Source organism: Pseudomonas sp. LAMO17WK12:I5, assembly GCF_900215165.1.
In the GTDB taxonomy this organism is placed as follows: domain Bacteria; phylum Pseudomonadota; class Gammaproteobacteria; order Pseudomonadales; family Pseudomonadaceae; genus Aquipseudomonas; species Aquipseudomonas putida_A.
In genome coordinates this window covers 1-15884 of sequence record NZ_OBDS01000009.1, presented here as the reverse complement: position 1 = coordinate 15884, position 15884 = coordinate 1, and the positions used below count along the sequence as shown (strand labels likewise).

Genomic DNA, 15884 nt, shown 5'->3' with positions numbered 1-15884 from the left:
GACTTCCCATGAATATCAAGACAGCCCTGAGCCGTATCGTCGAACACCTCGACCTCAGCACCGAAGAAATGCGTGACGTGATGCGCGAAATCATGACCGGCCAATGCACCGAGGCGCAGATCGGCGCATTCATGATGGCCATGCGCATGAAGAGCGAGAGCATCGACGAAATCGTCGGCGCCGTTTCGGTGATGCGTGAGCTGGCCGATCAGGTCGAACTCAAGACCCTCGACGGTGTGGTCGACGTGGTCGGTACCGGCGGTGACGGTGCGAACATCTTCAACGTGTCGACGGCGTCCGCGTTTGTCGTCGCGGCAGCCGGTTGCACCGTGGCCAAGCACGGCAACCGCGCAGTATCTGGCAAGAGCGGCAGCGCCGACTTGCTCGAAGCCGCCGGCATTTATCTGAACCTGACGCCGGTGCAGGTTGCCCGTTGCATCGACAACGTCGGCATCGGTTTCATGTTTGCCCAGACTCACCACAAAGCCATGAAGTACGCCGCCGGCCCGCGTCGCGATCTCGGCCTGCGTACGCTGTTCAACATGCTCGGCCCGCTTACGAATCCGGCCGGTGTCAAACATCAGGTGGTGGGCGTGTTTACGCCCGCGCTGTGCCGGCCATTGGCCGAAGTCTTGCAGCGCCTGGGCAGCAAGCACGTACTGGTGGTGCATTCGAAGGACGGTCTGGACGAGTTCAGTCTTGCCGCGCCGACTTTTGTGGCTGAGCTGAAGAACAACGAAATCACCGAATATTGGGTCGAGCCGGAAGATCTGGGCATGAAGAGCCAGAGCCTGCACGGTCTGTCGGTCGAAGGCCCGGAAGCGTCGTTGGCGCTGATTCGCGATGCGCTGGGCAAGCGCAAGACCGAAAACGGCCAGAAGGCTGCCGAAATGATTGTGCTCAATGCCGGTGCGGCGCTGTACGCGGCTGACCTGGCGACCAGTCTCAAAGAAGGCGTGGCGCTTGCGCACGACGCACTGCACACCGGTCTTGCTCGGGAAAAACTCGAGGAGTTGGGTGCCTTTACCGCGGTATTCAAAGTGGAGAATGAGGGATGAGTGTACCGACGGTTCTGGAAAACATTCTGGCGCGCAAAGTCCAGGAAGTCGCCGAGCGCAGCGCTCGTGTCAGCCTGAGCGAGCTGGAAAGTCTGGCCAAGGCGGCCGATGCACCCCGTGGTTTTGCCCAGGCATTGCTGGCGCAGGCCAAGAAGAAACAACCGGCGGTGATTGCTGAAATCAAGAAGGCTTCGCCGAGCAAAGGCGTGATCCGCGAGAACTTCGTGCCTGCCGACATTGCCAAGAGCTACGAGAAGGGCGGGGCGACCTGTCTGTCCGTGCTGACCGATATCGACTACTTCCAGGGCGCCGATGCCTACCTGCAACAGGCCCGCGCCGCGTGCAAACTGCCTGTAATCCGCAAGGACTTCATGATCGATCCGTACCAGATCGTCGAAGCCCGCGCGCTGGGCGCCGACTGCGTGCTGTTGATCGTCTCCGCACTGGACGACGTGAAAATGGCTGAGCTGGCCTCGGTCGCCAAAGGCGTCGGTCTCGATGTTCTGGTGGAAGTGCATGACGGCGATGAGCTGGAACGCGCGCTGAAAACCCTCGACACGCCGCTGGTCGGGGTCAACAACCGCAACCTGCACACCTTCGACGTCAGCCTGGAAACCACCCTCGACCTGCTGCCGCGCATCCCGCGCGACCGTATGGTGATTACCGAGAGCGGCATCCTCAACCGTGCCGATGTCGAGCTGATGGAAATCAGCGACGTTTATGCGTTCCTGGTCGGCGAAGCGTTCATGCGCGCGGAAAGCCCGGGCACCGAACTGCAGCGCCTGTTCTTCCCGGAGCGTGGCGTTCCGGTCAGTGGTTCGACCCTCGACTGATCTGCTTCAGACCGAGTCGACCCCTTCGCGAGCAAGCCCGCTCCCACATTTGGAATGCATTTCCCCCTGTGGGAGCGGGCTTGCTCGCGAAAGGGCCTTCAAATTTCCCGAAGATTTACGATCTGCCGGAGTTCTCCATGTCGCTGCCAACCCCCCTGACCATCGAAGCCGGCCTCAAGGCCGAACAAGACCTGTTGGCCTCGATCTGCGCCGGCAACGCCGAATCCGGTCTGCTGTTCTGGCAACCCAGCGATCGCGCTCTGGTCATGCCGCGTCGCCTCAATCGCCTGCCCGGTTTCGAGCATGCCTGCGAAGTCTCCGCTGCTGCCGGCTGGCCAGTCTTGCTGCGGGAAACCGGCGGTGAACCGGTCCCGCAATCCGCTTCAACCATCAACATCGCATTGGTTTACGCCCCGCCCCGCAGCGAGGGCGATCTGAACCGCATCGAAACCGGTTACCGGCGCCTGTGTGATCCGATCTGTGAATTGCTCGATGAGTTGGGTGGTGTGTCGTCGTTGGGCGAAATCGACGGCGCGTTCTGCGACGGTCGTTTCAACGTCAATCTCGACGGCCGCAAGATGGTCGGCACCGCTCAGCGCTGGCGCCAGAGTCAGGGCGGTCAGCGTCCGGTGGGGCTGGTGCACGGGGCGATGCTGATGGATAACGAGCGCGAGTCGATGGTTGCAGCGGTCAATCGCTTCAACGAGGCTTGCGGTCTGGAGCAGCGGGTGCGCGCCGAAAGCCACATCGCCCTGCATGAGAAGTTCGTCGCGCCAACGGCTTTGGCGCGTCTGGATGAGCTGTTTCGTCTGATGCTGGCGCAGGTCTACAGCGCCTGATTTTGCGCGCTTAGCGCGTACCGAAGACCACCATGGTCTTGCCTTTCACATCGACCAGATTGCGTTCTTCAAGATCCTTGAGCACGCGACCGACCATCTCCCGCGAACAACCGACAATCCGGCCGATTTCCTGACGGGTCACCTTGATCTGCATGCCGTCCGGGTGGGTCATCGCGTCGGGCTGCTTACACAGCTCCAGCAGGCAGCGGGCCACGCGACCGGTAACGTCGAAGAACGCCAGGTCGCCGACCTTGCGCGTGGTATTGCGCAGACGTTGGGCGATTTGTCCGCTGAGGACGTAAAGAATGTCTGGATCCTGCTGCGACAGTTCGCGGAACTTCACGTAGCTGATTTCGGCGATTTCGCATTCGACCTTGGCCCGCACCCAGGCGCTGCGTTGCTGTTCCTGGCCTGCCTGTTCGAACAGACCCAGCTCGCCGAAGAAGTCCCCGGCGTTGAGGTAGGCGATGATCATTTCGCGGCCGTCGTCATCTTCGATCAAGATGGTGACCGAACCTTTGATGATGAAGTACAGCGTGTCCGAGCGATCGCCGGCGCAGATGATGTTGCTCTTGGCCGCATGGCGACGGCGCTGGCAATGCATCAACAGCTTGTCGAGGTTCTTGATTTTGGGTGTGGGGGTAATAGCAACCATGGTTGTATCCCGAAAAGACTGCACGGTGATGTTTGATTTTTTTATGAGGCGCTGAAGGCGGTCGCTACACAGGCTGACAATTGGCGCCAGCGAATTGGCGCCAGCTTACCAGACACTTCGTCGAAAATTCGAGAAATTACCTACGCAGCTGAGGCATCCGTCCTAGGAACGCCGGGCGCTGCCAGAGCAAAGGCCTGTGCTAAGCTGGCGACCCTTTTTTCTACAGTGGAGTCTTGGCGATGAAGGCACGCATCCAATGGGCTGGCGAAGCCATGTTCCTCGGCGAATCCGGTAGCGGTCATGTTGTGGTCATGGACGGACCACCGGACGCCGGTGGTCGTAATCTGGGTGTTCGTCCGATGGAAATGCTCCTGCTGGGCGTTGGCGGTTGCAGCAACTTCGACGTGGTCAGCATCCTGAAGAAGTCGCGTCAGGCGGTTGAAAGCTGCGAAGCGTTCCTCGAAGCCGAGCGCGCGACCGAAGATCCGAAGGTGTTCACCAAGATCCACATGCACTTCGTGGTCAAGGGCCGTGGCCTGAAAGAAGCCCAGGTCAAGCGCGCCATCGAACTGTCTGCCGAGAAGTATTGCTCGGCTTCGATCATGCTCGGCGCGGCCGGTGTGGCGATCACTCACGATTATGAAATCGTCGAGCTCGGTTGAATCGACATTCAACTATCATAAAAGCAGTGCAGACTCTGGCGATCCCTCGCTGACGTCTGCATAATGCGCCACTTTTTTCAGGGCAGTGATCGGTCAACCGACGGATCGTCCGCCTGAACAGATAACCAAAATCGCCATCGCGAAGAGGTGTTAACCGTCCTACGCAGGTGCGTTGTTCGCACTTGACGGGCATGCTTGATCACGCGGCTGCGCCGCATACATAGAGAGTTTTTAACGGTGAAAAGCAAACTCAAGCTCCACGGGTTCAATAACCTGACAAAGACCTTGAGCTTCAACATCTATGACATCTGCTACGCGGAAACCCCGCAAGACCAGCAGGCTTACGTCGAGTACATCAATCAAGAGTACAACGCCGAACGCCTGACGCAGATCCTCACGGAAGTTGTCGAAATCATTGGTGCCAACATTCTGAACATCGCGAGTCAGAACTATGAGCCTCAGGGTGCCAGCGTCACGATTCTGATCTCGGAAGAGCCGGTGACCCCGACTGACAGCCAGATCGAAGAGTCCCCGGGTCCATTGCCCGAAATCATCCTTGCCCACCTCGACAAGAGTCACATCACGGTGCATACCTATCCGGAAATCCATCCGGACGCCGGTATTGCGACGTTCCGTGTGGACATCGACGTGTCGACCTGTGGTGTCATTTCACCGCTTAAAGCGCTCAACTTCCTCATTCACCAGTTCGATTCGGACATCGTGACTGTGGATTACCGTGTGCGCGGCTTCACCCGTGACGTTGAAGGCAACAAGCACTTCATCGACCACGAGATCAACTCGATCCAGAACTACCTTTCCGAAGACACTCGCGACGCGTATCAGATGACCGACGTGAACGTGTACCAGGAAAACCTGTTCCACACAAAAATGCTGCTGAAGAACTTCGAACTGGATAACTACCTGTTCGGCGACGCAACCAGCAACCTGTCCTCCGAGCAGCGTGCTCAGGTGACCGAGCGTGTGAAACACGAAATGCTGGAAATCTTCTACGCGCGCAACATGCCAGCGTAAGATTCCCGGGCACAAAAAAGGCGACTACCGTGCGGTAGTCGCCTTTTTTATTACCGAAACAGAACCCTGTGGGAGCGAGCTTGCTCGCGAAGGGGCCCTGCGAGACAACACTGAAGTCAGATCCTGTAGGTACTCTTGGTCATCACCTTCGCCAACAGACTCATCCCGAACTTCACCGGCGCCGGAAAACGGAAACCGCCCGCATCCAGTGCGCTCTCCGCATGATGCTCTTCATCAATGCGCATCTGTTCCAGAATCGCCCGGGACTTCTCGTCCTCGGCCGGCAATTGTTCCAGATGCTCGTTCAAGTGCTTACACACCTGATGCTCGGTAGCCGCGACGAAACCAAGGCTGACCTTGTCGCTGATCAGACCGGCCACGGCGCCAATGCCGAACGACATCCCGTAGAACAGCGGATTGAGCACGCTGGTGTGACTGCCCAGCTGATGGATGCGCTGCTCGCACCACACCAGATGATCGATTTCTTCTTCGGCGGCATGCTCCATGGCAGCACGCACCTGCGGCAACTTGGCGGTCAGCGCCTGGCCCTGATACAGCGCCTGGGCGCAGACCTCACCGGTGTGGTTGATGCGCATCAGGCCGGCGACGTGGCGGGTGTCTTCATCGCTCATCTGCACATCCGGCTGCACAATGGCTGGCGACGGACGGTACGGCTGGCCACTGAAGGGCAGCAGAGTGCGCATCGCGGCATCGGCTTGCAGCAGAAGACGGTCAATCGGCGAGTAGTGACGTTGGGTAGTCATGCTGACCTCCGGGAAAAATCTCGACCGCCAGTTTAACCGAATCGGCCGGGGAAGGTTTGCGCTGGGTCATTTGCCACGCGGTCATGCTTTTGGTGGGAGCGGGCTTGCTCGCGAAGGCGTCGGCACCTTCAGAATATCAATGTCAGACACTCCGCTTTCGCGAGCAAGCCCGCTCCTACAGGGGCGGATGCAGTGAATCAGCCCGGCGGCCAGTTCATCTGGCGCTGACCCAGTACGTGCATATGAATGTGATAGACGGTCTGACCACCTTTTTCATTGCAGTTCATCACCACCCGGAAGCCTTCCTCGCAGCCCAGCTCCAGCGCCAGACGCTGGGCAGTGAACAGGATGTGCCCGGCCAGTGCCTTGTCGTCTTCGGTCAGGTCGTTGAGGGTGCGCACCGGTTTCTTCGGGATCACCAGAAAATGCACCGGTGCCTGAGGGGCGATGTCGTGGAACGCCAGAACCTGGTCGTCCTCGTAAATGATCTTGGCCGGGATCTCCCGGTTGATGATCTTGGTGAACAGAGTATCCACTGCTGTTTTCTCCGTTGTGGGGGCTGGCCTGAGTGTACTCATGGGAAATGACCCCGCCCAGTGTTTTGCCGTAGGACAGTTCAGCGTGGGCAGTAAGCCTTGTTGACCATGCCGACGATGGTGCGATTGAGCCAGCGCGAGCCGAGGCGTGGCAGGAAGGCCAGCCAGCGGTTGCGTCGTCCCGGAATGATGATGGCGCGGTTTTTCTCCAGTGCACGCACGGTGTAAAGCGCGACTTCCTCGGGACTCATCAGCAGTTTGCTGTCCTTGAGTTTGTCGCTGTTGAGCTGCGCGGTGCGGAAGAATGCGGTGCGGGTCGGGCCGGGGCAAAGTACCGAGACTTTGACCGCGCTCTGTTTCAGTTCAACCCGCAGCGCTTCGGAGAAGTGCAATACGTAAGCCTTGCTGGCGTAGTAAGTGCTCATCCACGGGCCGGGATTGAACGCCGCCACCGAGGCGACGTTGAGGATCTGTCCGCCGCCCTGCAGCGCCATGCTGTTGCCGATGGCGTGGCACAGGCGGGTGAGGGCGAGGATGTTGACTTCGATCAGATCCTGCTCGGTCATCCAGTCTTGGGCGAGGAACGGGCCGCAGGTGCCGATGCCGGCGCAATTGACCAGCAGATCGATCTGCCGGTCGCCTTCTTCCAGTTCCAGCAGGAAGCCGGACAAGCGCAATGGCTCGCCCAGGTCGCAGGCGCGGAACAACACCTCCACGCCAAAGCGCTGGGTCAGTTCGATCGCGAAACTTTCCAGCTGATCACGCTGGCGGGCCACCAGAATCAGGCTGCGACCGCGCCGGGCCAGCGCTTCGGCCATGGCCAGGCCGATGCCGCTGGAGGCGCCGGTGATCAGAGCGTAACGGGTCATGCAATTCTCCATCGCAACAGCTCCGCGCCAGCGACGCAGGTGTCACGGCGGGGAGCGTTGTTCATTCTTTCGCAGAGTCTACAGGGGCCGGGGGCGCTTCGGCTGCATCGTCCACGGAATTCGCCGGTTCAGTCTCGACCTCGACTTCATCGGTGGTGACCGAGCCGCTTTCATAGCTGCTCTCGAGGTTGGTTTCATATTCTTGCTGAATGGCCGAAATACCGCCGAGCATGCCGCCGGCAAACACCAGGGCGAAGAACACGATCCAGAGCGAGCACAGCACTTTGACCGCAGTACTGTTGGGTGGCGGTGGCGGGCCGTAGCGGTTGGCGCCGGTGTTGCCCGGCACGACCATGATCACCAGCGGGAAGAAGCTGCCCACGAACGGCACCAGGTTCAGCAGCCACAGCCAGCCGGACCAGCCGATATCGTGCAGGCGCTGTACGCTGAACAGAATGCTTACAATGATGAAGCCGAGGAACAGGAAGAACGCGAATATCCCGCCAATGATCAGGCCGGTGGTGGAGTCGCCACTGACTAGTCCGAGAGCGAGCAGGGCGAATATGCCCACGATCGGCAGGGTCACCAGGCTCAGCACCATCGTCCAGGCCAGAAACCGCAGGCGACCGATCCGGCCTTCGACGCTGAAGGGCTTGAGCACTGCGAATGCTGGCAGGTTTTCGCCGACGTTGGCCCGAGGTGGCGCATAGGGTGATGCGGGTTCGTTGAAAGTCGCCGGTTGTTCATGCACGTCCGACAGACTCAGTTCGATCGCCGTTTCGCTTTCGATCCGTGCATCGATCCCGGTCTTGCTCAGTGCTTGCAGATAAGTCTGCGCATCGCTGTGGGTCAGGTCGCGTTTGAGGGCGACGGTGCTGCCGTTGAACAGGCGCTCGATGGCGGCAACATCGCTTTTGAACAGGGCCGCCAGATTGAGCTTGGCGGTGGTGAGATCGACACCGGGCTGGAGAGCACCGTCGAAAACGATCTTGTAACGAGGTTCGCTCATGGCCGAGGCATCCTTGTCGCGAATGAATTGAAGGTCAGCAAGTGTAAGGCCAGTCCGTCGATCACTGGTCTGATTTTTCTCAGCGTGGCCAGCGTTTTGGCAATTGCGCCGCGCGTTCCAGCGCCTGACGATATTCCGCGTCGAGCCGGGCGATCAACTGGTCGACGCTCGGCAGGTCGTCGATCTGGCCTACGCCCTGGCCGGCCGACCACACGGTCTTCCAGGCCTTGGCTTCATCGTTGATCGGTTTGAGCTTGTCACCGAAATTGACCTCGCCCTTGCCTTGCAGCGCGGCCATGTCGAAACCCGCCGCCTCCAGGCTTTGACGCATGAAGCTGGCCGGTACTCCGGAGACTGCAGGAGTATGAATGATGTCCGCCGCCTTGGCCGTCAGCAGCATGTCCTTATAGGCGTCAGGCGCATGACTTTCGGTGGTGCCGATAAATCGCGTACCGAAGTAGGCCAAATCCGCGCCGAGCAGCTGTGCGGCCAAAATCTCATGGCCGTGGTTCAGACACCCGGCAAGCAGCAGGGTTTTATCGAAGAACTCGCGGATCTCGGCGATCAGTGCAAACGGACTCCAGGTGCCGGCATGGCCGCCGGCGCCCGCCGCGACGGCGATCAAGCCGTCGACTCCGGCTTCGGCGGCTTTCTCGGCATGCCGGCGCGTGGTCACGTCGTGGAACACCAGTCCACCATAGCTGTGCACGGCATCGACCAGTTCCTTCACTGCGCCGAGGCTGGTGATGACAATCGGCACCTTGTGCTCGACGCAGATGTTCAGATCCGCCTGCAGGCGCGGATTGCTGTTGTGCACGATCAGGTTCACTGCATACGGCGCCGGGTTATCCAGTGTCGCCAGGCCCGCTTCAATCTCCTCCAGCCAGGCCTTGAAGCCGCTGCTTTCACGCTGGTTCAGCGCCGGGAAGCTGCCAACCACGCCGTTACGGCAGCAGGCGAGCACCAGCTCCGGGTTGGAGATCAGGAACATCGGCGCCGCCACTATCGGCAAGCGCAGACGTTGTTCGAGCAAAGCGGGCAGCGACATTGGAAATCCCCCGAGGTGTGATGCTGTTATGAAGTTAGAACGGCTTGACCACGACCAGAATTACGATAGCCAGCAATATCAGAACCGGCACTTCATTGAACCAGCGATAAAAGACATGGCTGCGGGTGTTCTCGCCACGGGCGAAGCGTTTTACCTGCGCGCCGCACATGTGGTGGTAGCCGATCAGCAAGACCACCAGGGTCAGCTTGGCGTGAATCCAGCCGCCCATGCTGAAGATGCCCGGATTGAGGTAGATCAGCCAGCCGCCGAAGATCAGCGTGGCGATCATCGCCGGGCCCATGATGCCGCGATACAGCTTGCGCTCCATGAGGCTGAAGCGTTCCTTGCTGATCGCGTCTTCACTTTGCGCGTGATAAACGAACAGCCGCGGCAAGTAGAACAGCCCGGCAAACCAGCAGACGACGCTGACGATGTGAAACGCTTTGATCCATAGATAGAGCATTTTTGGTTATTCCCAGGTTCACGGTAGCCGGGATAGTAGAGGCTTGAGCGTCCGCACGTCACCTTGATGGTTGTCGCAGGGGCGCGCGGCCCCTATTATCGACGGCTTTCCAGTGGGTTCGTTGAGGGCAGGTTTATGGTCAAGGTCGGTATCGTCGGCGGCACGGGTTACACCGGTGTCGAACTGCTGCGTCTGTTGGCACAGCATCCGCAGGCAGAAGTGGTAGTGATCACTTCCCGATCCGAGGCCGGTCTGGCCGTGGCTGACATGTACCCGAACCTGCGCGGTCACTACGACGGTCTGGCGTTCAGCGTGCCGGACATCAAAACCCTGGGTGCGTGCGACGTTGTGTTCTTCGCCACCCCGCACGGCGTTGCCCATGCGTTGGCCGGTGAACTGTTGGCGGCGGGCACCAAGGTCATCGACCTGTCAGCGGACTTCCGGTTGCAGGACGCTGAAGAATGGGCCAAATGGTACGGACAGCCGCACGGTGCGCCGGCGTTGCTGGACGAGGCGGTCTACGGTCTGCCGGAAGTCAATCGCGAGCAGATCAAGAAGGCTCGTCTGATCGCCGTGCCGGGCTGCTATCCAACCGCCACGCAGTTGGGTTTCCTGCCGCTGCTTGAAGCGGGTCTGGCTGACACTTCGCGCCTGATTGCCGACTGCAAATCCGGCGTCAGCGGTGCCGGTCGTGGCGCAGCTGTAGGCTCGCTGTATTCCGAGACGTCGGAAAGCATGAAGGCTTACGCGGTGAAAGGTCACCGTCATCTGCCGGAAATTCGCCAGGGTCTGCGTCGCGCTGCCGGTAAGGATGTCGGTCTGACCTTCGTCCCGCACCTGACCCCGATGATTCGTGGCATTCATTCCACGCTCTACGCGACCGTGGTTGATCGTTCGGTGGATCTGCAGGCACTGTTCGAAAAGCGTTATGCCAACGAGCCGTTCGTCGACGTGATGCCGGCCGGCAGCCATCCGGAAACCCGCAGCGTGCGTGGCGCAAACGTCTGCCGCATCGCTGTACATCGTCCGCAGGATGGTGATCTGGTGGTGGTGCTGTCGGTGATCGACAACCTGGTCAAAGGCGCGTCGGGTCAGGCGGTGCAGAACATGAACATTCTGTTCGGCCTGGATGAGCGCTTCGGCCTCTCCCACGCCGGTATGCTGCCGTAACACGTTCGGCAACACAGCAAAAAGGCCCGTCAAACGGGCCTTTTTGCATTCTGGGCAGTTGGTCGGGTTTATTGATATACCGTAACAATAGTTGACCGATTTTCTAGGACAAGCGGATAATGCGCGTCATCACGCATTATGGCGGCGTAACGCCGGGAGATAGTCAGCATGAGCGTCGAATCCTTCACCCCCACGGCTTTGCAATTCACCCAAGGTGCTGCCCACAAGGTGAAGAGCCTGGTCGATGAAGAGGGGAATGATCGCTTGAAGCTGCGCGTATTCGTTACGGGCGGCGGTTGTTCAGGGTTTCAGTACGGCTTCACCTTCGATGAGGATGTGGCCGAGGACGACACCATCGTCGAGCGCGAAGGCGTGAGTCTGGTGGTCGATCCGATGAGTTTCCAGTACCTGGCGGGTGCCGAAGTGGACTATCAGGAAGGTCTGGAAGGTTCGCGCTTCGTGATCAAGAACCCGAACGCCACCACGACCTGTGGTTGCGGCTCTTCGTTCTCGATCTGATCGCACCTTGCTGCACACAATAAAACGCCGCAGAGCCTTACGGTTCTGCGGCGTTTTTTGTTGCCTGTCTTTTGTTCAGTTCGGGTAGATGGCGCCGAGTACCCGCAGGCCTTTGGCGCCGGTGACGCTCGGGCGATTGGCGGCAATGCCTTCGAGGCAGCAATGGGCCAGCCAGGCGAAGGCCATTGCCTCGACCCAGTCCGGATCGACGCCGTGAGTGGCGGTGCTGGCGACGGTGGCGTTAGGCAGCAGGTCGGCAAGACGTTTCATCAGCGTAGCGTTGTGAGCGCCGCCGCCGCAGACCAACATTTCCCGCGTATCGGATTGAGCGCTTTGCAGCGACTCGACGATGGTCTGCGCCGTCAGTTCGAGCAGCGTTGCCTGAACGTTTTCAGCAGCGAAGCTCGGCAAACTTGAGAGGTGGTGCTCCAGCCACGGCAGGTTGAACACTTCCCGGCCAGTGCTCTTCGGGCCTTTGGTCACGAAGAACGGGTCGCCGAGCAGAGCTTTCAGCAAGACTGGCTCGACCGTGCCGGTGGCTGCCCACTGGCCGTTGCGATCATAGTTCTCGCCGCGTTGTTGATGAATCCAGGCATCCATCAGCACATTCCCAGGGCCGCAGTCGAAACCGGCTACAGGCCTGGTCGGCTCTATCAGACTGAGATTGCTGAAACCGCCGACATTCAGGACTGCACGGTTACCGTTACGCTCTTCGAACAAAGCCTCATGGAAGGCTGGTACCAGCGGGGCACCCTGACCGCCAGCAGCCACGTCGCGGCTGCGGAAGTCGCTGACCACGGTGATGCCGGTCAGCTCTGTCAGGAGTGCGGGATTGCCGATTTGCACAGTGAAGCCACGAGCGGGCTCATGACGAATGGTCTGGCCATGGCTGCCGATTGCACGAATGGCCTCAGGCTTTAGTTGCTGCTGATCGAGGAGGGTATGGATGCCCTGTGCAGCGAGTTTGACCCAGTGCTGCTGGGCGATCGCCGAGCGGGCAATCTCGTCGGGGCCGCTGGCGCACAAGCCAAGCAGCTCGGCGCGCAGGGGTTCAGGCATGGGGATGTAATGCGTGGCGATCAGTTTGATCGCCGAGGTCTGCTCGATCAGGGCGATGTCCAGCCCATCGAGACTGGTGCCGGACATCACGCCGATATAAAGAGCCATGGCTTAGCGCTTGCTCGAAGCCAGCATGGTGGCCTTCTCTTGATCCATGCGCGCCATCAGCGGTTGGCTCTGCGCAAGGAAGCGTGCGCGCTCGGACTTGGCGATCGGATCTGCCATCGGCAGCTTCTGGCCCAGCGGGTCGACGTGAACACCGTTGACCTGGAACTCATAGTGCAAGTGCGGTCCGGTGGACAGGCCGGTGGTACCAATGTAGCCGATCACCTGGCCCTGCTTGACGCTGCCGCCGGTTTTCACGCCTTTGGCAAAGCCTTGCATGTGGCCATACAGCGTGCGGTAGGTGTTGCCGTGCTGGATGATCACCGTGTTGCCGTAACCACCGCGGCGGCCGGCCAGCAATACTTTACCGTCGCCGGCAGCCTTGATCGGCGTACCGCGTGGCGCTGCGTAATCGACACCTTTGTGGGCGCGGATCTTGTTGAGGATCGGGTGTTTGCGGCCCATGGAGAATTTCGAACTGATGCGGGCGAAGTCCACCGGGGTACGGATGAACGCCTTACGCATGCTGTTGCCATCAGCGGTGTAATAGCTGCTGTTGCCTTGTTTGTTGGTGTAACGCACGGCGGTGTAGGTCTTGCCGCGGTTGGTGAAGCGTGCAGACAGAATCGGGCCGGTGCCCACTGCCTTGCCGTTGACCACTTTCTGCTCGTAGATCACGTCGAATTCGTCACCTTGACGGATGTCCTGAGCGAAGTCGACGTCGTAGCCGAAGACGCTGGCCATATCCATGGTCAGGCTATGGGACAGGCCTGCACGGGCAGCGGATTGTGACAGGGAGCTATTGATCACGCCGTGCACGTAAGCCGTGCGAACGGTCGGCTTGGCTGTTACTCGGTTGAATGCGTAGCCCTTGTCATTCTTGGTCAGGGTAATGGTTTCGACGTCGCTGACCTTGCTGTGCAGGCTGGTCAGTTGGCCTTCCGGGTTCAGTTCGAACTCCAGCTTCTGGCCGTGCTTGAGCTGGCTGAACTGTTTGGCTTGTTTGTCGCTGGCCAGCACTTCGTGCACAGCAGCGGCTGGCAGACCGACTTTCTCGAACAATGTAGAGAGCGTATCGCCTTTGGATACGACGACTTCGCGGTGCCCCGGGGCTTTTGATTTCTCTGCAGCCGGAGCTGGGGCAGGTGCGGCTTCAGCGGTTTTCGGGGTTTCTTCGGTGCTGTTTTCGATCTGGGCGAAAGGTGAGGCTGCTGGCTCATTTGTGGCTTGAATCGCGTCAGCAGCGTCTTGATCTTGTATCAGTTGTTCAGCAGGACTTTCCAGTTCCAGGCTCAGGGTCGTCTTTTTGGCTTCAACATCACTGGAAGGAAATACCAGGAGCGCCAGGCTGAGAAGGGCGGCGATTCCACTTGCGGCGAGCAGGTGGGTCTTCGGGTAAAGCGGTGGCGCTTTAGACGGTTCAGTGGTCATAAGTAATTTTGACTTTGAAAAAAGATGAATTGGAAAAGATGAATGACATGATGAAGATGAAATAACTGTATAAAATATAACCAAATCATCCCCGAAGCAAGTCTACAGACACCCTGTCTGCAGATTGGTGTCCGTGCGCCGGGCAAAACTTGTAATTGGTGCACGATCTTGTATGGTTGGTTCCCTTTGAATCTGAGCCTTGCGGGTCTGTTATGAAGTCGGTTGAAGAGCAGCTAGCGCTGATTAAACGTGGTGCGGAAGAACTATTGGTCGAGTCCGAGCTGATCGAGAAGCTCAAGCGCGGCCAGCCGCTGCGTATCAAGGCTGGTTTCGATCCAACCGCCCCGGATCTGCACTTGGGTCACACCGTGCTTATTAATAAGCTGCGCCAGTTCCAGGAATTGGGGCATCAGGTGATCTTCCTGATTGGTGACTTCACCGGGATGATCGGTGATCCAAGCGGCAAGAGCGCTACGCGTCCTCCGTTGACTCGCGAGCAGGTTCTGGAAAACGCTGAGACATACAAGACTCAAGTATTCAAGATTCTTGATCCGGCGAAAACCGAAGTTGCCTTCAACTCCACCTGGATGGATCAGATGGGTCCGGCTGACTTCATTCGTCTGACATCGCAGTACACCGTCGCACGTATGCTTGAGCGTGATGACTTCGATAAGCGTTACACCACCAATCAGCCGATCGCTATTCATGAGTTCCTCTATCCGCTGGTTCAGGGATATGACTCGGTTGCTCTGCGCGCGGATGTTGAGTTGGGCGGTACCGATCAGAAATTCAACCTGCTGATGGGGCGTGAGCTGCAGCGTGGGTATGGCCAGGAAGCTCAGTGCATTCTGACCATGCCATTGCTGGAAGGTCTGGATGGCGTGAAGAAGATGTCCAAGTCGTTGGGCAACTACGTGGGTATCCAGGAAGCGCCAGGTGTGATGTACGGCAAGCTGGTTTCGATTCCGGATGCGCTGATGTGGCGTTACTTTGAGCTGCTCAGCTTCCGTTCGATGGATGAGATCAATGCCTTCCGTGCAGATGTCGAGGCGGGGGCTAACCCGCGCGACATCAAGATCAAGTTGGCGGAAGAGATTGTCGCGCGCTTCCATGGTGAGGAGGCTGCGGCCAATGCTCATCGCGCTGCCGGTAACCGTATGAAGGATGGCGAACTGCCGGATGATCTGCCGGAGATCGAACTGGCCTCTGCTGAAGATATGCCAATTGCGGCCGTCCTTAATAAGGCAGGCCTGGTGAAGAACTCGGCGGCTGCGCGTGATCTGTTGGCTTCCGGCGGTGTGCGTGTGGATGGTGAGGTGGTTGATCGCTCCTTTATATATGTGCTGGGCGCGACCCACGTTTGCCAGGCGGGCAAGAAGGCATTTGCACGTATCACACTGAAAGCTGGATAAAGTTTGAAATAAGGGTTGACGGCGAATTTTAGAAGTCTATAATTCGCCCCACTTCCGGCGCAGTCGAAACGGAAAACTCCTTGAGATTCAACGAGTTACGCAGTTTTCGGCAGCGACTTGCTTCAGTTCATCGAAGCCTGGAAAGAGTTGAAAGAGCGGTGATGTTTGGCTCTTTTGACGGTTCGATCTTCTCGGTCGAAAGCGGAGAAAAAGAGGTGTTGACAGCAGCGTGTAACGCTGTAGAATTCGCCTCCCGCTAACGAGAGATCGGAAGCGCAAGTGGTTGAAGTTGTTGAAGAATTCTTCGAAAACTTCTGAAAATAATCACTTGACAGCAAATGAGGCTGCTGTAGAATGCGCGCCTCGGTTGAGACGAAAGATCTTAACCAACCGCTCTTTAACAACTGAATCAAGCAATTC

The 15884-nt window shown here is 58.7% G+C and carries 17 protein-coding genes; 8 read left to right on the top strand and 9 right to left on the bottom strand.

Annotated elements, in window-relative coordinates; translation table 11 throughout:
* The first annotated feature begins 8 nt into the window (after nucleotides 1–8).
* From trpD to CRO59_RS16855, 3 genes are all read left to right on the top strand, one after another.
* Nucleotides 9–1058, top strand: coding sequence for an anthranilate phosphoribosyltransferase (gene trpD, locus CRO59_RS16865; protein WP_003228800.1), 1050 nt, complete (start codon nucleotides 9–11; stop codon nucleotides 1056–1058).
* Nucleotides 1055–1891: an indole-3-glycerol phosphate synthase TrpC gene (gene trpC / locus CRO59_RS16860; protein WP_097089157.1), complete on the top strand. Its 837-nt coding sequence runs from the start codon at nucleotides 1055–1057 to the stop codon at nucleotides 1889–1891. Before trpD ends, trpC begins: the two co-directional genes overlap by 4 nt.
* A gap of 137 nt (nucleotides 1892–2028) precedes the next feature.
* A complete protein-coding gene (locus CRO59_RS16855) occupies nucleotides 2029–2730 on the top strand; it encodes a lipoate--protein ligase family protein (protein WP_097089159.1) in 702 nt (233 codons plus the stop codon).
* 10 nt (nucleotides 2731–2740) lie between these two features.
* Here CRO59_RS16855 and crp read toward each other — a convergent pair whose 3' ends face one another.
* Nucleotides 2741–3385, bottom strand: coding sequence for a cAMP-activated global transcriptional regulator CRP (gene crp, locus CRO59_RS16850; RefSeq protein WP_007966430.1), 645 nt, complete (start codon nucleotides 3383–3385; stop codon nucleotides 2741–2743).
* A 239-nt stretch (nucleotides 3386–3624) separates the two neighbouring features.
* On the opposite strand from crp, the gene CRO59_RS16845 reads away from it, so the two are divergent.
* Both CRO59_RS16845 and speD read left to right on the top strand, forming a co-directional pair.
* A complete protein-coding gene (locus CRO59_RS16845) occupies nucleotides 3625–4047 on the top strand; it encodes an OsmC family protein (RefSeq protein WP_003228794.1) in 423 nt (140 codons plus the stop codon).
* 237 nt (nucleotides 4048–4284) lie between these two features.
* Nucleotides 4285–5079: an adenosylmethionine decarboxylase gene (gene speD / locus CRO59_RS16840; RefSeq protein WP_027610737.1), complete on the top strand. Its 795-nt coding sequence runs from the start codon at nucleotides 4285–4287 to the stop codon at nucleotides 5077–5079.
* Between the two features lie 116 nt (nucleotides 5080–5195).
* Here the strand turns inward: speD and coq7 are convergent, their stop codons facing one another.
* The 6 genes from coq7 to hemJ form a co-directional block, all read right to left on the bottom strand.
* Nucleotides 5196–5843: a 2-polyprenyl-3-methyl-6-methoxy-1,4-benzoquinone monooxygenase gene (gene coq7, locus CRO59_RS16835; protein WP_027610738.1), complete on the bottom strand. Its 648-nt coding sequence runs from the start codon at nucleotides 5841–5843 to the stop codon at nucleotides 5196–5198.
* A gap of 197 nt (nucleotides 5844–6040) precedes the next feature.
* A complete protein-coding gene (locus CRO59_RS16830; RefSeq protein WP_003228789.1) occupies nucleotides 6041–6379 on the bottom strand; it encodes a histidine triad nucleotide-binding protein in 339 nt (112 codons plus the stop codon).
* An 80-nt stretch (nucleotides 6380–6459) separates the two neighbouring features.
* Complete coding sequence (locus tag CRO59_RS16825; protein ID WP_097089161.1) at nucleotides 6460–7248, bottom strand: SDR family oxidoreductase; 789 nt, start codon at nucleotides 7246–7248, stop codon at nucleotides 6460–6462.
* A gap of 61 nt (nucleotides 7249–7309) precedes the next feature.
* Entirely contained in the window at nucleotides 7310–8257 is a 948-nt protein-coding gene (locus CRO59_RS16820; protein WP_027610740.1) for a DUF805 domain-containing protein, read from the bottom strand.
* Nucleotides 8258–8336: 79 nt separating this feature from the next.
* On the bottom strand, nucleotides 8337–9305 hold the full coding sequence (locus CRO59_RS16815) for a nitronate monooxygenase family protein (RefSeq protein ID WP_027610741.1): 969 nt from the start codon (nucleotides 9303–9305) through the stop codon (nucleotides 8337–8339).
* Nucleotides 9306–9339: 34 nt separating this feature from the next.
* Nucleotides 9340–9768, bottom strand: coding sequence for a protoporphyrinogen oxidase HemJ (gene hemJ / locus CRO59_RS16810; RefSeq protein WP_027610742.1), 429 nt, complete (start codon nucleotides 9766–9768; stop codon nucleotides 9340–9342).
* A gap of 135 nt (nucleotides 9769–9903) precedes the next feature.
* Here hemJ and argC point away from each other — a divergent pair, with 135 nt between their 5' ends.
* Together argC and erpA are read left to right on the top strand one after the other, a co-directional pair.
* Nucleotides 9904–10938, top strand: a complete 1035-nt coding sequence (gene argC / locus CRO59_RS16805; RefSeq protein WP_064589472.1) for an N-acetyl-gamma-glutamyl-phosphate reductase — start codon at nucleotides 9904–9906, stop codon at nucleotides 10936–10938.
* Nucleotides 10939–11106: 168 nt separating this feature from the next.
* Nucleotides 11107–11457 carry an iron-sulfur cluster insertion protein ErpA gene (gene erpA / locus CRO59_RS16800; RefSeq protein WP_003228776.1) on the top strand — a complete coding sequence of 117 codons (351 nt, stop codon included), beginning with the start codon at nucleotides 11107–11109 and terminating at the stop codon, nucleotides 11455–11457.
* Nucleotides 11458–11532: 75 nt separating this feature from the next.
* Here the strand turns inward: erpA and CRO59_RS16795 are convergent, their stop codons facing one another.
* Both CRO59_RS16795 and CRO59_RS16790 read right to left on the bottom strand, forming a co-directional pair.
* A complete protein-coding gene (locus CRO59_RS16795) occupies nucleotides 11533–12624 on the bottom strand; it encodes an anhydro-N-acetylmuramic acid kinase (RefSeq protein ID WP_027610743.1) in 1092 nt (363 codons plus the stop codon).
* 3 nt (nucleotides 12625–12627) lie between these two features.
* Nucleotides 12628–14052, bottom strand: a complete 1425-nt coding sequence (locus CRO59_RS16790) for a peptidoglycan DD-metalloendopeptidase family protein (RefSeq protein WP_097089163.1) — start codon at nucleotides 14050–14052, stop codon at nucleotides 12628–12630.
* Nucleotides 14053–14264: 212 nt separating this feature from the next.
* On the opposite strand from CRO59_RS16790, the gene tyrS reads away from it, so the two are divergent.
* A complete protein-coding gene (gene tyrS / locus CRO59_RS16785) occupies nucleotides 14265–15464 on the top strand; it encodes a tyrosine--tRNA ligase (protein WP_097089165.1) in 1200 nt (399 codons plus the stop codon).
* Nucleotides 15465–15884: the final 420 nt, after the last annotated feature.

Bases quoted from the DNA above. Each gene is read 5' to 3' on its own strand.
- trpD (WP_003228800.1), top strand. From the start codon at position 9: ATGAATATCAAGACAGCCCTGAGCCGTATCGTCGAACACCTCGACCTC.
- trpC (WP_097089157.1), top strand. From the start codon at position 1,055: ATGAGTGTACCGACGGTTCTGGAAAACATTCTGGCGCGCAAAGTCCAG.
- CRO59_RS16855 (WP_097089159.1), top strand. From the start codon at position 2,029: ATGTCGCTGCCAACCCCCCTGACCATCGAAGCCGGCCTCAAGGCCGAA.
- crp (WP_007966430.1), bottom strand. From the start codon at position 3,385: ATGGTTGCTATTACCCCCACACCCAAAATCAAGAACCTCGACAAGCTG.
- CRO59_RS16845 (WP_003228794.1), top strand. From the start codon at position 3,625: ATGAAGGCACGCATCCAATGGGCTGGCGAAGCCATGTTCCTCGGCGAA.
- coq7 (WP_027610738.1), bottom strand. From the start codon at position 5,843: ATGACTACCCAACGTCACTACTCGCCGATTGACCGTCTTCTGCTGCAA.
- CRO59_RS16825 (WP_097089161.1), bottom strand. From the start codon at position 7,248: ATGACCCGTTACGCTCTGATCACCGGCGCCTCCAGCGGCATCGGCCTG.
- CRO59_RS16820 (WP_027610740.1), bottom strand. From the start codon at position 8,257: ATGAGCGAACCTCGTTACAAGATCGTTTTCGACGGTGCTCTCCAGCCC.
- CRO59_RS16815 (WP_027610741.1), bottom strand. From the start codon at position 9,305: ATGTCGCTGCCCGCTTTGCTCGAACAACGTCTGCGCTTGCCGATAGTG.
- hemJ (WP_027610742.1), bottom strand. From the start codon at position 9,768: ATGCTCTATCTATGGATCAAAGCGTTTCACATCGTCAGCGTCGTCTGC.
- argC (WP_064589472.1), top strand. From the start codon at position 9,904: ATGGTCAAGGTCGGTATCGTCGGCGGCACGGGTTACACCGGTGTCGAA.
- erpA (WP_003228776.1), top strand. From the start codon at position 11,107: ATGAGCGTCGAATCCTTCACCCCCACGGCTTTGCAATTCACCCAAGGT.
- CRO59_RS16795 (WP_027610743.1), bottom strand. From the start codon at position 12,624: ATGGCTCTTTATATCGGCGTGATGTCCGGCACCAGTCTCGATGGGCTG.
- CRO59_RS16790 (WP_097089163.1), bottom strand. From the start codon at position 14,052: ATGACCACTGAACCGTCTAAAGCGCCACCGCTTTACCCGAAGACCCAC.
- tyrS (WP_097089165.1), top strand. From the start codon at position 14,265: ATGAAGTCGGTTGAAGAGCAGCTAGCGCTGATTAAACGTGGTGCGGAA.